Origin of the sequence: Streptomyces sp. NPDC052107 (assembly GCF_040680215.1) — a bacterium.
In the GTDB taxonomy this organism is placed as follows: domain Bacteria; phylum Actinomycetota; class Actinomycetes; order Streptomycetales; family Streptomycetaceae; genus Streptomyces.
This window is the reverse complement of sequence record NZ_JBFAWG010000108.1, coordinates 1-17489: the sequence shown is the minus strand read 5'-3', so window position 1 is coordinate 17489 and position 17489 is coordinate 1. Positions and strand designations below refer to the sequence as shown.

At 69.2% G+C, this 17489-nt stretch carries 15 protein-coding genes and 2 pseudogenes; 9 read left to right on the top strand and 8 right to left on the bottom strand.

Annotation, left to right across the window (positions count from 1 at the left end):
* The 3 genes and pseudogenes from AB0M27_RS41890 to AB0M27_RS41880 form a co-directional block, all read left to right on the top strand.
* A partial coding sequence (locus AB0M27_RS41890; RefSeq protein WP_365730466.1) for a transposase occupies positions 1-1083 on the top strand: 1083 nt, incomplete at its 5' end.
* A 17-nt stretch (positions 1084-1100) separates the two neighbouring features.
* Positions 1101-1303 (top strand): annotated as a pseudogene (locus tag AB0M27_RS41885) (transposase); the annotation flags it as partial.
* A 6-nt stretch (positions 1304-1309) separates the two neighbouring features.
* Entirely contained in the window at positions 1310-1495 is a 186-nt protein-coding gene (locus tag AB0M27_RS41880) for a hypothetical protein (RefSeq protein WP_365730468.1), read from the top strand.
* Positions 1496-1630: 135 nt separating this feature from the next.
* Here AB0M27_RS41880 and AB0M27_RS41875 read toward each other — a convergent pair whose 3' ends face one another.
* Positions 1631-2266, bottom strand: a complete 636-nt coding sequence (locus AB0M27_RS41875) for a TetR/AcrR family transcriptional regulator (protein ID WP_365730464.1) — start codon at positions 2264-2266, stop codon at positions 1631-1633.
* Positions 2267-2638: 372 nt separating this feature from the next.
* Between AB0M27_RS41875 and AB0M27_RS41870 the strand changes: the two genes are divergently transcribed.
* Both AB0M27_RS41870 and AB0M27_RS41865 read left to right on the top strand, forming a co-directional pair.
* Complete coding sequence (locus tag AB0M27_RS41870) at positions 2639-5113, top strand: SpoIIE family protein phosphatase (RefSeq protein WP_365730462.1); 2475 nt, start codon at positions 2639-2641, stop codon at positions 5111-5113.
* 99 nt (positions 5114-5212) lie between these two features.
* Positions 5213-7663, top strand: a complete 2451-nt coding sequence (locus AB0M27_RS41865) for a SpoIIE family protein phosphatase (RefSeq protein ID WP_365730460.1) — start codon at positions 5213-5215, stop codon at positions 7661-7663.
* A gap of 98 nt (positions 7664-7761) precedes the next feature.
* On the opposite strand, the gene AB0M27_RS41860 is transcribed toward AB0M27_RS41865, so the two are convergent.
* The 4 genes from AB0M27_RS41860 to AB0M27_RS41845 all read right to left on the bottom strand — a co-directional run bounded on the left by AB0M27_RS41860 (position 7762) and on the right by AB0M27_RS41845 (position 10920).
* Positions 7762-8346: a hypothetical protein gene (locus AB0M27_RS41860; protein WP_365730458.1), complete on the bottom strand. Its 585-nt coding sequence runs from the start codon at positions 8344-8346 to the stop codon at positions 7762-7764.
* Positions 8347-9390: 1044 nt separating this feature from the next.
* Positions 9391-10068, bottom strand: a complete 678-nt coding sequence (locus AB0M27_RS41855; protein WP_365730456.1) for an HdeD family acid-resistance protein — start codon at positions 10066-10068, stop codon at positions 9391-9393.
* A gap of 267 nt (positions 10069-10335) precedes the next feature.
* Positions 10336-10476 (bottom strand): hypothetical protein, encoded by a 141-nt coding sequence (locus AB0M27_RS41850; RefSeq protein WP_365730454.1) that lies wholly within the window; start codon positions 10474-10476, stop codon positions 10336-10338.
* A 270-nt stretch (positions 10477-10746) separates the two neighbouring features.
* A complete protein-coding gene (locus AB0M27_RS41845) occupies positions 10747-10920 on the bottom strand; it encodes a hypothetical protein (RefSeq protein ID WP_365730452.1) in 174 nt (57 codons plus the stop codon).
* Positions 10921-10974: 54 nt separating this feature from the next.
* Between AB0M27_RS41845 and AB0M27_RS41840 the strand changes: the two genes are divergently transcribed.
* Positions 10975-11145: a hypothetical protein gene (locus AB0M27_RS41840; RefSeq protein ID WP_365730450.1), complete on the top strand. Its 171-nt coding sequence runs from the start codon at positions 10975-10977 to the stop codon at positions 11143-11145.
* A gap of 245 nt (positions 11146-11390) precedes the next feature.
* Positions 11391-12809: pseudogene (locus AB0M27_RS41835) on the top strand (glycoside hydrolase family 2 protein); the annotation flags it as partial.
* A gap of 223 nt (positions 12810-13032) precedes the next feature.
* On the opposite strand, the gene AB0M27_RS41830 reads toward AB0M27_RS41835, so the two are convergent.
* Complete coding sequence (locus AB0M27_RS41830) at positions 13033-13746, bottom strand: YoaK family protein (RefSeq protein ID WP_365730449.1); 714 nt, start codon at positions 13744-13746, stop codon at positions 13033-13035.
* A gap of 217 nt (positions 13747-13963) precedes the next feature.
* Between AB0M27_RS41830 and AB0M27_RS41825 the strand changes: the two genes are divergently transcribed.
* Entirely contained in the window at positions 13964-14377 is a 414-nt protein-coding gene (locus AB0M27_RS41825; protein ID WP_365730447.1) for a hypothetical protein, read from the top strand.
* Here the strand turns inward: AB0M27_RS41825 and AB0M27_RS41820 are convergent.
* A complete protein-coding gene (locus AB0M27_RS41820) occupies positions 14299-15606 on the bottom strand; it encodes a hypothetical protein (RefSeq protein ID WP_365730444.1) in 1308 nt (435 codons plus the stop codon). The two genes, AB0M27_RS41825 and AB0M27_RS41820, sit on opposite strands and share 79 nt — an antisense overlap.
* 158 nt (positions 15607-15764) lie before the next feature.
* Here AB0M27_RS41820 and AB0M27_RS41815 point away from each other — a divergent pair, with 158 nt between their 5' ends.
* The gene (locus tag AB0M27_RS41815) at positions 15765-16961 is read left to right on the top strand and encodes a permease (RefSeq protein WP_365730443.1); all 1197 of its coding nucleotides are present in this window, start codon (positions 15765-15767) and stop codon (positions 16959-16961) included.
* A gap of 39 nt (positions 16962-17000) precedes the next feature.
* Here the strand turns inward: AB0M27_RS41815 and AB0M27_RS41810 are convergent, their stop codons facing one another.
* The gene (locus AB0M27_RS41810) at positions 17001-17294 is read right to left on the bottom strand and encodes a hypothetical protein (protein ID WP_365730441.1); all 294 of its coding nucleotides are present in this window, start codon (positions 17292-17294) and stop codon (positions 17001-17003) included.
* Positions 17295-17489: the final 195 nt, after the last annotated feature.

Here is a 17489-nt window from a genome sequence, read left to right as displayed (position 1 = left end):
ACTATCGTTCCCCGTACGCCCACCACAGCCCGAACACTCACTCATCCGCGCCAGAACACACTCGCACGCTGTTCCGCGGCAGCTGTTCACAACCCCATGGCCGCCGCCCGCTACCGCGACCGACACTCGGTCGCCCGCAAAAAGTCCGACCACCTCGACGCGATGGTCCTTGCGAACATCCTCCGCACCGACATGGCCGCCCACCGACCGCTACCGCACAACAGTGAACTGGCCGAAGTCGTCGCGGTCTTCGCCCGAGCCCAGCAAGACGCCGTCTGGGACCGCACTCAGGCAGGCAACAGACTCCGCTCCTACCTGCGTGAATACTTTCCTGGCTTCCTGATCGCCTCCCAGCCCTCACTCGAGGGCCTGTGCTACCCGGTCGCGCGAGTGATCCTGGCCGCCGCCCTCACCCCGGAACGCGCCGCGAAGCTCACCCGCACCCAGCTGCGGTCCCTCCTCAAGACGGCCGGCCGCCAGCGCGGCATCGAGGCCGAGGCCGACCGGCTTCGCGAAGCCTTCCGACTCCCACAGATGCGGCAGCTTCCCCTGGTCCAGGAAGCAATGGGCCACCAAACTGCCGCTCTGCTTCGCCAACTCGATGCCGCCTGCGCCAGCGACCTCGCCAAGGCAGCGGTGGAGTCTTTTGAAGCACACCCGGACGCCGAGATCATCACCAGCTTTCCAGGGCTCGGCTCACTCACCGGCGCCCGGGTGCTCGCAGAGATCGGCGACGACCGATCCCGCTTCACCGATGCCAAAGGACTCAAAGCCTTCGCCGGAGCACCACCGGTCACCCGAGCCTCCGGCAAAAGCGTCGCGGTCAAGGCCCGCCGGGTCAAGAACCAACGGCTGGCCTCAGTGGGCTACGTCTGGGCCTTCGCGGCCCTGACCGCCTTGACCGGTGCCCGAGCCCATTACGACCGCAGACGAGCCGACGGAGACCGCCACACTGCCGCACAGCGCAACCTTTTCAATCGCATGCTCGGCTGCCTCCACCACTGCCTCACCAAGCGAGCCCTCTATGACGAGGCCACCGCGTTCCCACCATCCGAAGCCTCTCAACTTGCCGCCGCGGCTTGACAGATCAACTGCATCGGATGTCTCTTTCCCGGGTCCTGACCTCGATGCCCGGCATCGGCGTCCGGACCGCCGAAGTCCTCCTGACCACCGTCAGCGACGGCAGCTCGTTCCCGAGCGCCGCCCACCTGGCCTCTACGGCGGCCTTGCACCGGCCACCAAATCGTCGGGGACCTCGATCCACGGCGAACATGCTCCGCGAGGCGGGAACCGACAGCTCAAACGCGCGATGTTCCTCTCCGCGTTCGCCGCCCCCCACGATCGCGCCTCCCGCACCTACTACGACCGCTGCCGAGCCAGAGGCAAGACCCACACCCAGGTCCTCCTCCGCCTCGCCCGCCACCGCATCAGCGTCCTGTTCGCCATGCTCCGCGACGGAACCTTCTACGAACCCAGAACCCCGTGGATCGCTTGACGAAAGACATAGAGCCATCCCCCTGTCCCGCCTGTCCCGCTCGTGAGACCACCTCACTCGGGCTGCTCTGCGAGCGGTACGCAATCGTCCCCGGTCCGCCACCGCGCGGGCGCGCGGTCGGACCTTGTGTCCCCGTCACGCGGCAGCGGGAAGGAGGCCCCTGGCGACTTCGCGGGCCTCTTCCGGGGAGAGGCCGAGCATGTGCAGGAGCATCTCGGCCATGGTGCCTGCGGCCTGCTCGATGTCGGCCTCGGGCTTGCTGAACCACAGCTCCAGAAGCGCCAGCAGGCTGCCGTTGAGCGCGGACAGGGCGATGACCGGGTCGAGCACGGTGAAGCGGCCTGCGGAGATGCCCTGTTCCAGGTCGCGCCTGGCCCGGGGAGCCAGTCCGCTGCCGGCGCATATGCGGCCGAGCTCGCTGTGGCACAGGATCCGCATGATCTCCGGGTGTGACTCGGCCAGGCATGCGCTGAGCCGCAGACCTCCGGCGAGGCGTTCGGCGGGATCGTCGACGCCGTGCAGGCGTTCGTCGATGGCTTGGGCGAACACCTCCATCGCATCGTCGACAGCCGCATCGAACAGCTCCGGCTTGGAGCCGAAGTGGTTGTAGAAGGAGCCGAACCCCACGTCCGCGCGCTCCGCGATGGCCCGGATGCTGACGCTGGTGTCGCCGGACTCCGCCAGGATCTCCCGCGCAGCGCGGACGAGTGCCTGCCGGGTCTCGGTACGACGGCGTTCGAATCGATTGCTGTGTGGAACTGACATGGGCACGCACCGTAGATAGCAGCAGTCCTGATTCTTTCCTCATTGCATTGACGAGTCCGGCCGCCGACCGCGGTCGACACCCCTTACTGGGGACCCGTCCCATGCATCTGATCGTTCGATCAACTCTGCGAGTCACTTGACGATGAATCCGTCATGCATGATGCTTTCATCAGAAATAACCTAACACGGTCAGTGATGCCGCGCTCGTAGTTCTTAGTGCCGATATGGGTGTATTGCCCCGCCCCGTCACGACACGGGAGGGTCGGAGCCGCGATCCGACACACCGCGCTCGCCTGCCACCGCCGCCGTCCCGCGGATCGGCGTACCGCACCGCACGCCAACGCTGCCCGCACCCACGCGCAGGAAGGGATGAACCCAATGCATACCAATCAATCGAAACTCGCCGAGCCGGTGAAGCCGAGCGAGGCACCCGACGCGGCGATAGCCATGCTCAATGCGGAGGGGACGGTGGTCGGGTGGACGCAGGCCGCCCAGCAGTTGGTCGGGTACTCGGCCAGGGACGTGGTGGGCCGACCCGCGGCACACGTACTGTCCTCCTCCGAGGATGCTTCGAGGGCCAGGGCGCTCGCCGAGCAGTGCCGCGCCCAGGGCGGCTGGTCCGGCACCATGACGGTCCGCCACCGCGACGGCCACACGCTCACCTTGACTCTGCGGGTCTCGCTGCTGTGGGGAGAGAACGAAAGCCTTCGGTGGCTGGTATCCGTGACCGACATAGGCGAGCTCTCCTCGGGAGCGCTGAACGGATCGCTCCGCGAGTCGCTGCTCACCCACGCACCGATCGGCATCGTCGTCCGTGACCTGCAGCTGCGCTGCACCTGGGTGAACGACGCCATGGAGCTCCACGACGGCATTCCTCGTGACCGACGGTTCGGCAGCCGCCTGAAGGATTCACTGCCCGGTTTCGAGGCCGAGGCGCTCGAGGTGGTGATGCAGCGGGTGCTGGAGAGCGGCACCAGCATGGTCCACGAGTACCGGGCGTGGCCGCCGACCCATCGGCACCAGGAGCACGTGATGTCGGCCTCGTTCTTCTGCTTCCAGGACGCGGACGGCAAGCCACAGGGGGTGTGCTCCATGAGCGTGGACGTCACCGGCAACCGACGGGCGCGCGAACGCCTCGCCATCCTCAGCGAAGCCAGCACCCGCATCGGCAGCACCCTCGACGTCATGCAGACAGGGCAGGAACTGGCCGAGCTCGCGGTGCCCCTGCTGGCCGACCACGCCCTCGTCGACCTGGTGGAGTCGGTTCCGTTCGCGCTGGAGCCCTCGGCACGGATCGGCACAGCGAACGGCCGCACTCCTACGCTGCGCCGTGCCGGTATGGCCTCCGTCGAGCTGGGTCTCCTGGAACTGCCGTGGGTGCGCGAGGAGGTGATCCACGTCCACCCGGCCTCGCCCTTCGCCAACGCGCTGCGCACGGGCAGCTCTCACCTGGTACCGGCGCTGGGCATGGACACCCATTTCGGCCCGTGGGTCCACCACGACCCGGCACGGGGGCAGAAGGTCCGTGACAGCGGGGTCCACTCGTTGATGGTCGTACCCATTCGTTCGCGGCGCTGCGTGCTGGGACTGGCCCTGTTCGGCCGTTCCACGGAACAGACGCCGTTCCAGGAGGACGACCTCCTGCTCGCCGAGGAGCTGGTCACCCGGGCCGCGCTCTGCCTGGACAACGCCCTGCAGTACGCGCGCGAGCGCACCGCGGCCCTCACGCTCCAGCGCGACCTGCTCCCCCACCGTGTGCGGGGCGGCGCCGCCGTGGAGGTGGCCTCACGCTACGTGCCGGCCGACATGGACCACGGTGTGGGGGGTGACTGGTTCGATGTGATCGAGCTGTCCGGCGCCCGCGTGGCCCTCGTCGTCGGCGATGTGGTCGGACACGGCATCAACGCCGCGGCGACCATGGGCAGGCTCCGCACCGCCGTGCGCACACTGGCGGACCTGGATCTTCCTCCCGACGAACTGCTTGCGCACCTCGATGACACGGTCCGTCGGCTGAACGATGAGAACGAGGTTGACGACGACATCCCCGACCAGGCCCCCGTGGTGGTGGGCGCCACCTGTCTGTACGCCGTCTACGACCCGGTCACCCGGCGGTGCGCGATGGCGCGGGCCGGGCACCTCCCGCCCGCGATCATCGACCCGCAGGGCTGTGTCACCTTCCCCGACATGCCCGCCGGAGCCCCGCTCGGCCTCGGCCTCGGGGTGCTCGCCTTCGAGTCCGTGGAACTGGAACTGCCCGAAGGAAGTGTCCTCGCCTTCTACACCGACGGCCTCGTCGAGTCCCGCGACGACGACATCGACGTCGGCCTGCAGCGCCTAGGCACCGCCTTGACCCAGTCCGGCCGGTCCCTGGAGGACCTGTGCTCGCAAGTGGTCGAGACCTTGCCGGCCCGGACACACTCGGACGACGTCGCCTTGCTCCTTGTGCGCACCCGCGCACTGCAATCGGCCCGGGTCGCGTCCTGGGACCTGCCGAACGAGCCGGCCGCCGTCCGCACCGCCCGGCACCTGGCCGCCCGCCAGCTCAGCACATGGCGGCTGGAGCATCTCCTGCCCACCGTGGAACTGATCGTCAGCGAACTGGTCACCAACGCCATCCGCTACGGCGGCGGGCCGGTCCGCCTGCGGCTCATCCAGCACCAGGTCTTGACCTGCGAGGTCTCCGACACCAGCACCAGCCACCCACGCCCTCGGCATCCGAGCACTCTCGACGAGAACGGCCGCGGCCTCTTCCTCATCGCTCGCCTGTCCCGCAGGTGGGGCTCCCGCTCCGCATCAAACGGCAAGGTCGTCTGGGCCGAACACGACCTGCCCTCCGCAGCCGTCGCAGGGTGACACTCCGAGCGGCGGCACCGGCCACCCGGCCGGTCGACAACCGCCCGAGGGCGCAGATCTGCTGCCGCGGTGGCCGCCTCCGACAAGGAAAGAACGAACATGGACACCAAACACGTAAAGAACACCGAGTCGCTGCATGACGCCGAAGGGCCGATGCGTGCATGCGGTACTGGCTCGAGCGGCAGGCAACACGCGTTCGACGGCGTGGCAGCCGCCGTGCTCGACGACCGGGGCACGGTGCTGCGGTGGACCGGAACGGCGAAGCGCCTGACGGGGTTCCCGGCCGAAGAGGTCTGCGGCCGCCCGGTAAAGGAGCTGGTGGCCGAATTCCCGGAGGAACTGCGCACTGCCACGGAAATGCCGGCATCCGGCCGGGCACGGCTGCGGCACCGGTCCGGCGACACGATCGATGTCACCTTCCGGGTCTGTGCGATGGACGGCCCCGCGGAGTTCCTTGTCCTGGCGGCGCCCGCACACCACGTCGTCCACCACGAGCAGGGTGCGGCGCTCCTGCGCGCACTGAACTCACAGGACCGGGTCACGATCGCCCTGCACGACACGGACCTGGCCACCGTGCAGACGAACGCCACGCCGGGCACGCCCGACGGCCGTCGTGTACAGCCCGGCTCTCGGCTGTGCGACGTGCTCTGCACCGAGGATGCCGAGAACCTGGAGGCGGTACTGCGCCAGGTGCTGGAGACGGGCGCTCCGGTGATCCGCAGGGGCCAGCACGTGAGCTGGCGGCACGAGCCGGAGCGGCGGCGGGCCCTGTCGCTGTCCGCCTTCCGTCTGGAGGACGCGCGAGGGCACCCCACAGGGGTCGCGGCCCTGTACGTCGACAGCCCCAATGTGCGGGCTCGCCGTCATCTGGACCTCACCCGTGAAGTGGCCGAGCGTGTGGGAAGTTCTCTGGACGTCGTGCGCACAGCACGAGCGCTCGCGGACGTACTCGTACCTGCTTTCGGGGACCTCGTCACCGTCGACCTCGCCCAGTCCGTGTTCGACGGGGACGAGCCCAGGAAGCAGCTGGGCGGTGGAGATCTCGGTCTGCGCACCGCGGCCCTGGCGCCGACCTCCACGGTGTGGCCGGCCCGTACCGAGCGCGGCGGCCTCTTCCCGCCCTTCCCCGACCACCCGCTCCTGCGAGGCTTCCAGCAGGGCGAGACCGTCATGTTCTGCGCTGACGAATACGGTGCTGCGCTAGGCGACCCGCGGCTGGTCGAATTCATCGTCCCGCAGAGAGGCCATTCGGCGCTGGTGGCACCGTTGCACGCCCGTGGTCTCACGCTCGGCGGCATATCGATCTGGCGCTGCGGCCGATCGGAACCGTTCACCGAGGACGAGGGGGATCTCATGACACAGATCGCCTTCGGGGCCGCGCTCGCCATCGACAACGCCCGCCGTTACACGCGCGAGCACCGGGCGGCCGTGGCGCTGCAGCAGCGCCTTCTTCCTCCGGCCACGACCGACACTCCGGCCGCCGAGACCGTGGCTCTCTATCTGCCCGCAGGCGGCGGAGCGGAAATCCGCGGCGACTGGTACGACGCCATCGCCCTGCCCTCTCTCCGGCTGGCCCTCGTCGCCGGGGACGTGATCGGCCACGGCATGCCCGCAACCGCCACCATGGGCCGCCTGCGCACCGCCATTCAGACCCTCGCCGACCTCGAACTCGAACCGGACGAACTGCTCACCCGGATCGCGGACCTGGTCCAGCGCCTCGTGGCCGAAGCCCCACCCGACCACCACGACGTCCTCGGCGCCACCTGCCTGTACGCGGTCTACGACCCGGTCACCCGACGCTGCACCATGGCCAGCGCAGGACACCCGCCACCCGTCCTGCTCCGGCCCGACGCGACCGCCGAGGTCGTCGGGATCCGCCCGGGGCCGCCACTCGCCGTCGGCGGCATGCCGTACGAGACCACCACGATCGAGATCGAGCCGGGCAGCGTCCTCGCGCTCTGCACCGACGGCCTGATCGAACAGAGCGACCGTGACATCGACCAAGGGCTCCAGTGCCTGGCGGATGCCCTCGCCGCCTCCTGCCGCCCGGACCGCGCTCTGAACGAAACCGGCCGGACTCTCCTCGCCAATCTGCGGACCCAGACGCCGCGCGACGACGCGGCCCTGCTCCTGGCCCGCACCCGCGCCGTGTCGCCGGGGGACACCGCTCACTGGGAGATCCCGGCCGATCCGGCCGCCGTCTGCGAAGCCCGAAAATGGACAAGCCGCCAACTGACCTTGTGGGGGCTGGACGACCTCGTCTTCACCACCGAACTCATCGTCAGCGAACTGGTGACGAACGCCATCCGATACGGTCGTCCACCGGCTGACCTGCGTCTGATCCGCGACAACGTCCTGATCTGCGAGGTCACCGACTCCAGCAGCACCCAGCCCCGCCTGCGGCGTGCCCACTCCACCGACGAGGGAGGGCGCGGCCTGTTCCTCGTCGCTCACCTCGGCGGACGATGGGGCTGCCGCCATGGCCAGAACGGCAAGACGATCTGGTCCGAACAGCTCATCGAGCGTCGTCAGCCGGCACGGCGGCCGTGAACAGCTCGCCGCACGCTTGAAGTCGCCTTCCTGCGGAGCTCCATGACCTCGTGCCGAAGGATGTGTCTTGGCGTGCTTCGCCGCGTTGAAGTTCTCCCCTAGCTCAGGAAGGGGATTCGCCTTCCAATGGGCCCGCTCGGAGCGGAGCCCGGTTTACGTCGTAACTCCCAGCTCCTCCCGCCGCTATCCCGATCCTGACCAGCTCTTCCGGACCAGTCACGGACCAAACCCGCGGGTTCACCCAGGTTTCCGGTCAGGTAGCCGTTGACGGTACGGGCGCACGCAGCTCCGACGCGGCGTATGCGGGCCGCAGGCGCCTCGTCCACGAGGGCCAGGGACCGATCTATGGCTCTGGGGCCCTCCAGCACCATCAGATAGGCCAGGACGAAAATTGTGAGAGCGCCTGCCGCGGTGCTCGCGGCACTGCGGATGAACTTCAAGGCGGGCGTGCTCAGTCCGGTGGCGAGCGCGCGGATCTGCGCCTGATGCCGCTGGATGTACTGCAGAGCGTGCGTCCGCTCCAGCAGGTTACCGACTGGCCCGTGGCCGGCCCAGGCGTCCCTGATCATCGCGGGCAGACGACCTGCGAACCGGCTTCCCTCCTGAGCCAGGGGGATGACGAACAGGGCGACCACCGCCGCGACGGTCGCGGCCGCAGCCAAGAAGACCAGCAAGGTGGCCACCGACCGTCGGCACCGCGGCACCCGTCGCTGCAGCGCCTCGACCGCCGGATGAAGGGAGACGGGCCAAGAACAACGCGATGACCGCCCAGATCAAGACCCGGCGAGCCTGCACCACCAGCTCGAGTACGACGTAGGTGGCGAGCACCAGACCGATGGTGGCGAGGATGGTTCGCACCGGAACCGGACGCGTCGCCATGGGCACTGGGTGCCCAGCCCCAGTCACGGGAAACGAGGAGACCTCCTCGCCCGGTGAGCCGTGATTTCCCTGCGCTGTCGCACTTGCCGGCCTCTGACACGGGCTGCGAGGGTCGCCGCCAGCCGCCGCGGGAGTAGGCAGACACAGCCAGCGGATGCCTTGGCCGTCCCCCATGGATCGCCCCCCGAGGGGGCCGTGTCCGGCTACGGCGGTGCCGGCACCAATCGCTGGGCCGCCGGTCACGTCCTGGGCATACGTCCGGTACGCCCAGCCGGCCGACGAGCCGTCCACCGGCAGCGGCTCCGCGGCTTCGTCGAGTGGGATGAGCAGCCGTTGTCGCATGTCGGCGAGGTAGATCCGCGCTGGGCCCAGGCCGAGGGCCGAGGCACATCGGTTGGCCAGGGCGGGCCGTTCGACCGGCAGAGCCGTTTGCGTCTCATGATCAACTGTTCCAGCCGATCCTCGTCGACGGCGGGGGCGGGATCGGCGGACTCGTGCGCTGCACGCGGGCGCTCGCTGGCCACGTTTACCGGGCTGTCTTCGCTTGCTTCAGCCTCCCGGCCCACGTCTGCCCGTGCTCCATCACGAGAGACCGCTCTGCAGAGTCTGGGCAGCGCGAGCAGGGAGGCCCAACGCGCTCCGGCCCAGAACCGCCGCAGCTCTGATGCTGCCGCTGTGGTGTCACACACTGATGAGCCGATGCCCAAGATCGCCCCGGCCATTGGGCGCGGCGCGCGACGCCAGATTCGCCACCACAGCCGCGCCCACTGCGATGAGCGTGAAGGTCCGGTCGCCTGCCGATGACCCGCCCAGGTTGCGCAATGTCGCCGCTCGCCGCGTCCGGCCGATCAGTGCTGGGGGTGCGGACGTGCGTGGAACAGGGGGCGCCGCTGGGTGGCCGTGCCGGGAGCGAGATGGCCGATCTCGACGCGTGTCCTGACGGCGCGGACCACTTCGGTCAGGCCCAGAACTATGGCCATGACGCCCACTACCAGGGTGAGTGTCGCGATCGAGGCGAACGGCATGATGATCATCACGATGCCGGCCATAGTGCCGATGATGCCGAAGGCCACGTGCCAGCCGCGCGCTGGCATGTCCTGATCGGAGGCCGCCGCGACCGTCTCCAGAGTGCCCCGCAGCAGCCAGTTAAAGCCGATCCACAGGGCGAGCAGCAGGATTGACTCCATGGTGCCCCGGAAGCAGATCAGTCCCAGCAGGATGGAGGCAGCGCCGGTGATGAAGTGCAGGACGCGAAGGTGCCGGGGGACGTGGGTGCCGAAGGCGGCGGCAAGTTGGAAGACACCGGTGACCAGTAGGTAGACGCCGAAGAGGATGCCGACGACGCGTAGTGTCGCGCCTGGCCAGACCAGGGCGATGACGCCCAGGGCGATGGTGGCGAGGCCCATGGTGAGCAGGATCTGCCAGCCCATGTTCGCCAGGGCGGACATGCCTTCGGCCAGGGGGCCTTCTTGTGGTTCGGTGCCGCGTGGGGGAACGGGGCCGGGAGAATCGGAAGGAGATGTCATGGCACCTGCCTCCTTCTGGGAACAGCGTCGTCACGTCCTTACCGTCCATCATCACCCGATCAGCCTCACGTTGCTCGGTGGAGAGAGCGGGGATTCGTGGCGCATGAGGTGTTCCACGACCAAGCTCCTGTGGCCTGCTCACCGGCACGTGCCCCGATTGTCACGCTCCGTTCTGTGAGAGCCCCGGGTGCGATTCCCCCCGGACCACCCGACGCCGGCGGCCATAGCACGTGCCGTGGTGTCCCGTTCGGGTTGACATGTCGGTGCTCATGCGTGGGGGGTGATGACGGCGCGTCCTTGGATCTTGCCGTCGTGCAGCAGCTGGTAAGCCTCGTTGGCGCGTTGCGGGGGGAAGTGCTCGACCAGCATCGTGATCTTTTCCTGCTGGGCGAGGGTGATCACCTCCATCAGTTCGGGGAGGTACCCCCAGTAGGGCGAGACTACTGAGCACTCGTGCGGTGGGCTGGAGAAATTGACGGGCAGGCGGTCAGGGCCAGGGTGAGGCCGCCGACGATCACCACCGGCAGGGCAAGGGTGCCACGGCTGAATCGGCGGCGGTGGGTGTCGTCTAGCCGGCCGAGCTGTGACCGGTGGGCGCCGCCGTACTCCGTCTGACCTGATCCGCACTTGTCCGGGTCGGGACGGTGTCGCGGCGGCACGAACGGGGCCGCGTGCCCACTAACCCACGGTCCACCGGATCATCCAGGCTTCGTTCTGGATGGAGATGACACCCTCGCATTCGGAGACGAATGCGTCGGTGAAGTCCTCCGAGCGGTCGGGCTCGGTGATCCATCGCTCGAGCAGCCTTTCCAGTTCCTCGGCGGTGCCGTCGTGCTGTGGGATCTCCTCCACCGCGCCAGGACAGGGCCGGTTCCGGCCCGTATGGGCACCGGGACCGTTGCCGAGGTGACCGCGGACGGGAAGCGAGCGGTGGGGCTGGCTCCCGGAGCGATCGTCTCTGTCCTGGTCGACCCACGGGCGCGGCAGAACACCCTGTGTTCCGTCGCCGGTCGTCCGCTCCTGCGCCAGGAATGGCGGAGCGCGGTCGTCGGCCAGCGCTACACCCGGGCATGTTGATCGATGGCGATTTCTTGCGAGCAGTCCGTGAACGCGTCCCCCGCCACAACTGCAGTCACTCGGCGTGTCCCGGGCAGCGGTGATCCCGTCTATCGCCGTTGCCCGGGACTCGACACCCCTGGGGAGTACTCGCGCTACACGGGGAGCGCGTCGGGGAGGATAGAGCGCATAAGACGGCACGTCAGTGAAAGACGCATCACCGCAATTCCGCCCCTCTCGTCACCGCAGTTCCAGCGTCTGTATGAGCGGTACGCATGCACCGCGACATGAACTTCACCATGATCCGCAACTGGGTCGGCTCCGGCGACCGTGAGGAGTTCTTCGCGGCCTGTGACCGGTACGGCATCCTGGTGTGGAACGACTTCCCGAACGCCTGGGGCATGGACCCGCCGGACCACGAGACGTTCAACTCCCTCGGGCGCGACACCGTTCTGCGCTACCGCATGCACCCGAGCGTGGTGGTGTGGTGCGGCGCGAACGAGGGCGATCCCCCGGCGGCCATCGACAAGGGGATGCGCGAGGCGGTGGAGCAGCAGGTGCCCGGCCTGCCCTACCAGAACAACTCGGCGGGCGGCATCATCACGGGCGGCGGCCCCTACGGCTGGGTGGAGCCGGAGAAGTACTTCGACCCGATGACCTACGGCAGCCGGGACTTCGGCTTCCACACCGAGATCGGCATACCGGTCGTCTCCACCGTGGCGAGCACCCGCACCATGACGGGCGACGAGCCGGAGTGGCCCATCCGGGGCGCGTGGTACTACCACGACTGGAGCGAGCACGGGAACCAGGCGCCGCAGAACTACAAGGCGGCCATCGAGGCCCGGCTCGGCGAATCCGGCGACCTGGACGACTTCGCCCGCAAGGCGCAGTTCGTCAACTACGAGAACACTCGCGCCATGTTCAAGGCGTGGAACGCCAACCTGTGGGACAACGCCTCCGGCCTGATGCTGTGGATGTCCCACCCGGCCTGGCACAGCACGGTCTGGCAGATGTACGACTACGACTTCGATGTCAACGGCAGCTGTTACGGCGCCCGTTCGGCCTGCGCACCGCTGCACGTGCAGGCCGACCCGGTCGAGTGGCAGGTCATCGCGGTGAACCACACCTCGGCAGATCTGCAGGGTGCCACCGTCACCGCACGGCTCTACGACCTGTCCGGCCGGCTACTCGGCAGGAGCCGGCCGGCACGGGTGGACGTGGCGCGGGCGGACACCGCGAAGGCGTTCACCTCCCCCTGGACGGACGACCTGCCGGATCTGCACCTGCTGCGGCTGACCCTGGAGGACTCCCGGGGCGGGGAGCGGTCCCGCAACACCTACTGGCGCTACCGCGACGCCTCCGACCTACAGGCACTGAACAAGGTCAGACAGGTGCGGCTGACCTGCGCCGTCACACAGGTGTCGCGTTCCGGGGACCGCCAGGAGCTGACGGCGGTCGTCCGCAACACCGGCTCCGCGGTGGCCGCGATGGTCCGGCTGTCGCTGCTGGAGGACACGCGCGGCCGCCGGGTGCTGCCGACGCTGTACAGCGACAACTACCTGTGGCTGCCGCCCGGCGAGTCCCGCACGTTCCATGTGTCCTGGTCGGCGACGTCGTCCACGTCACGGCACCCGGTGCTGACGGCCGAGGCGTACAACAGCCCGGTCGCCACACTGCGCGGCTGAGCCACCGCCCTGCCCGGTCCCGGCCGCGCGGCGCCGCGACCGGGCAGGGCGGCCAGGCGTGCGGCGGCGGATGTCGTCACGGCTCAGGCGTGATGCGGTGTCAAGCGGACGATGCCCCGCGGCCCGACGACGCGATCGAACTCCTCGGCGTCGCTCACCCGCCTGCTCGGGCGTCGGGCATCCGGCGCCGATGGGCCGGGGACGGAAGCTGGTGGGCCGTGGTTCAGGAGAGGGCCACGGTGTTCCGGCGCCGTGCGGCGGTGAGCGGCAGGCAGGCGGAGGCGATCGCGCAAAGAACCAGGATCACGGACGGGAGCGCGGCCCAGGCCCGCGCCTCCTTCAGCAGCACGGCGGAGGCGGCCGCACCCGCGATGAGGCCGACGAACCGCAGCGGCACCCACACCCCGGGCCGGCCGGTGCCGATTCCCTTCACGATGTAGGTGGCGAGCGTTCCGGTCAGGTAAGTGGTCGGCGCGGCGGCCCGTCCGGCGGCGACCATGCACGCGGCCTGCACGCCCATGGCGAGCGCGGCCCCGAACTGCATGACGTCCCGAGCCGTCTCGCCCGGTGTGCCACCGGTCAGGCCCCAGGCCAGCGCGCCCGTCGCCAGCAGGGCCGCCTCGGCGCCCAGGAAGAACATGACGTGCCGGGGCCAGTGGCTCGTCGGCACCGCGGAGCCACGCGTGCACCAGGCGACGACCGCTGTGCCCACGCCGAACCCGGACAGCGCCAGCACCGCCGCGGTGACGTCGACGGTCTCGCCCCGGCCGATGGCCATGCCGAGCAGCGCGAGGTTGCTGGTCATGACTCCCGCGAAGACCCGGTCGAGCCCGAGGAAGGAGACGGATTCGACAGCGCCGGACGCCGCCACCAGCAGCACCACGGCGATACGCAGAGAGCGTCCCGTGCGGACCTTCGACTGAACCTGCTGCTCCACCGTTTCCCCCAGGGCTCGTCACTCAGGGCGCGCAATCGTAACCCCGCGCAGCATGGTGCCGGGGCCACGGCCTGCGCGGTGCCAAGGCAGATCCCCCAGGCGGAGGGGCACCGACGAGATCGCTCCGTGTCCAGCGCGCTTGGGGAGACGGGCACCTCGGTGCTGCCGGAGATCTGAAGACATAGACGCTCCCTCTCCCTCACCTATGATCATGAGCATGTCCGTCCTTCGCGAGCGTTCCACCCACGGTCAACTGGCCCCCGGTGAGCAGCTGTTGGCGTACGCGTCCGTCATCCCCGCCAAGAGCGTCGGTATCGGGGCGTCCCTCGCGAACCGTGTGGTCAACACCGTGGGCGCGCAGTCCGGTAAGGCGGGGAGCATCGCCGCGGGGATGCCGCGCACACACGGTGCGCTGCTGATGCGGGTGACCGACCAGCGCGTCGGACTGGTCGAGCCCCTGGACGTCACCCCGGTGTGGGAGGTATCGCGGGCGTGGGTGACCCGGGTCGAACGCCGGCCCCGGACGCAGCTGATGGCCCGCTTCCGGCTGCACTACGCAGACGGCTCCTGGCTCGCCTTCCTCACCATGCGGCGCCGTACGATCGAGCAGTTCCGCTCACTCATCGGCTGACCCCGGGCAGGCCGGACGGCGAGCGGGCAGGACAGCCTTATGGCCGGTCCCTGCCGGCACTCCACCGGCACCGCCCCGCCCTCAGTCCCGGACGATGCGACCGCCGACAGCCGCGGCCTGCTCGGGGTGCCGTGCGAGCCACGTACCGAGGTGTTCCCGTACGTCCCCCACGCAGGCGTGCACGGCGGCGCCGCCCAGCACGGATCGTGCTCCAGGCCCGCCGAACACCTCGCCTTCAGGTCACGGGAAGCGAGCCCGCCGAGCAGGCCGCCGACCAGGCGGAGCACCTTCTCGTCCTCGGCCGACAGGTGCTTGAGCCGGTCACGGACCGCGACTCCCGTGGGGCCGGGCACCACGAACGACGCAGCCAACTCCCGCAGCCCGCCCATCCCCTCACCCCCGAACGCCATGAGCGACGAACCCACTGACCGACTCAACGACCAGCACACAACAAGGTCACCCATTCGACATGGAAACCTCCGTTCCCATCCCGGGAATCCGCGCCCGCCGCGACCCGGACACTCACCCACGCACGCCACAACGCGGCCGTCCGCAGCCAAACGACAACAGCTCACCACCCCGGCCGGGTACCGCAACTTCAGCCACCGGGCGCTGCTCGGCCCGCGTTCATCGGTCAGCGACATGCCCAGACCCCGGTTCAGGAAGGCGAGTTCCCTGAAGCGGTCCACGAGCACGGTGAACGAGCACTGGGACGCCCCGAAGACATCGGCGTCGGGCCGAAAGGCGATGGTGGTCCCGCTTCCGGTCGGGGTGACGGCGACTCCACGCGTGCACTCCTGGACCCAGCGCACCCCCCTGCGCCGCACCTCGGCCGTCAGGCGGCTCGACAGGGCGTTGGCGACGCAGAGTCCGATGCCGAAGAGGCCCACGTCCACGGCATGGCGGCCGCCGGGCTGAGCCCCCGCGTGCATGCGGGTCAACTGGTCTTCGAGGCAAGGCCGTCGGTGTCGCCGGCGGCCTCGACGGGCAGGCCCGGCCCGGCGTCGGCGACACGCACGCCGCCGGTCGCGCGTGAGGGTGACGTCGACGGTGCCGGCACGGCCGGCCAGGACCTCGTTCACCGCCCGGTCCACGGCCTCGAACGCCAGCTGGTGCAGGCCGCGTTCGCCGGTCGAGCCGACGTACATCTCCGGCCGCCTCCGGATGGCTTCCCGGCCCTCCAGCACCTCGATGCGGGTGGCGTCGTACCTGACGGCGTCCTCGCTCACGAGACTCCCCCTCCGGTGATGCCCAGTTGAACCCCAGGCTAGGACGAGGCTCCGTGGGCCGCCGTTCAAAGCGGCCCGAGGAGCCAATACACACACATACCCCTACGGGGTATACACTCGAGCTTGCTGGCGACAGACAACGGCGAAAGGTGTGCACCATGCATGCGATCGGGCACGCGTTGTCCATTGCCGGGTCCATGACCTGGGAGATCACCTGGGCACTGATCCTCGGCTTCACCTTGTCCGCCGTCGTCCAGGCAGTGGTTCGCCGAGAGACGGTCGCACGGCTGCTGGGAGACGCCCAGCCCCGCACGCTCGCCCTGTCCGCGGGGCTCGGTGCGGCCTCGTCGTCCTGCTCGTACGCCGCCGTCGCGCTCGCCCGATCACTGTTCCGCAAGGGCGCGAACTTCACGGCGGCGATGAGCTTCGAGATCGCCTCGACCAACCTGGTGGTCGAACTGGGTGTGATCCTGGCGCTGTTGATGGGGTGGCAGTTCACCGCTGCGGAGTTCGCGGGCGGCCCAATCATGATCGTCGTGCTCGCGGTGCTGTTCCGGCTCCTCCTGCGTGAGCGGTTGCTGCGGCAGGCGCGGGAGCAGGCCGAGCGCGGGCTGGCCGGGTCGATGGAGGGGCACGCGGCGATGGACATGTCCGTGCGCGGCGAGGGCGGCTTCCTGCGCCGACTCCTCTCCCGCGACGGCCTCACCTCCGTCTCGCACATCTTCGTCATGGAGTGGGCGGCGATCCTGCGCGACCTGGTGGCGGGACTCCTGATCGCCGGGGCGATCGCCGCGTGGGTGCCGGACGACTTCTGGCGCACCTTCTTCCTGGCCGACCATCCGCTCGCGGCCAAGCTGATCGGGCCGCTGATCGGGCCGGTGGTGGCCATCGCCACGTTCGTCTGCTCCATCGGCAACGTGCCGCTGGCCGTGGTGCTGTGGAAGGGCGGCATCAGCTTCGGCGGTGTCATCGCCTTCATCTTCGCCGACCTGCTGATCCTGCCGATCCTGAACATCTACCGGAAGTACTACGGCGCCCGGATGGCGGCCTTCCTGCTGGGCACGTTCTTCGCCGCGATGGCGGTGGCCGGCTACGTCGTGGAGCTCGCGTTCGGGGGTCTGGGCCTCATCCCCGACCAGGCCGACGCGAAGGTCCCCGAGGAGGGCGTCAGCTGGAACTACACGACGTGGCTCAACATCGCCTTCCTGCTGCTGGCCACCGCTCTCCTGGTCCGTTTCCTGCGCACCGGCGGCCCCGCGATGCTGCGCATGATGGGCGGCTCACCGAATCAGGGCGAACATGACCACGGGCACGGACAGGGTCAGGCGCAGGGAGAGCACCACCACCATCACTGAGCCGGCGTCGGCCGGCGCCCGTGGCCGGTCACCGTACGTTCACCCACCGGGCCCGGCGGCCCGCAGCCCGGCGCGCACGGCAGTCCACTCGGGTGGCAGCGGCCCGCTGCGGTGCTGCCCGACGCCCCGGTCCTTGAACCCGCTGGAGGTGGGCACGCAGACCACCGGGCCGTCGAAGTCCTCGTCGGCACAGGCCCGCAGCCCCGCCAGGCCGGCTGCTGCCGAGAGCCCGGCCCACAGACCAGGGCGGGCCAACTCGGTTTGGGCGGCATGCAGTTGCTCGTCCGTGGACAGGGCCGCGCGGCTCCCCGTCCCACACGGCGAGTACGCCACGTTAACTGTTTACCGGGCAGTTGACGTCCTGGGCGTCGGTGGCGCCGACCTCCACATGCGCTACCGGCAGGCGCGGAGTCGTGATCAATCAGTGGACAAGAGGCTCACCAACTTCGTTAGTAATCCTTAGTGTTGCATGTATAGTTGCGTGCATGGAGTTGCTGCGTATCTCCAAGGCTGCGAAGTGTCTCGGGA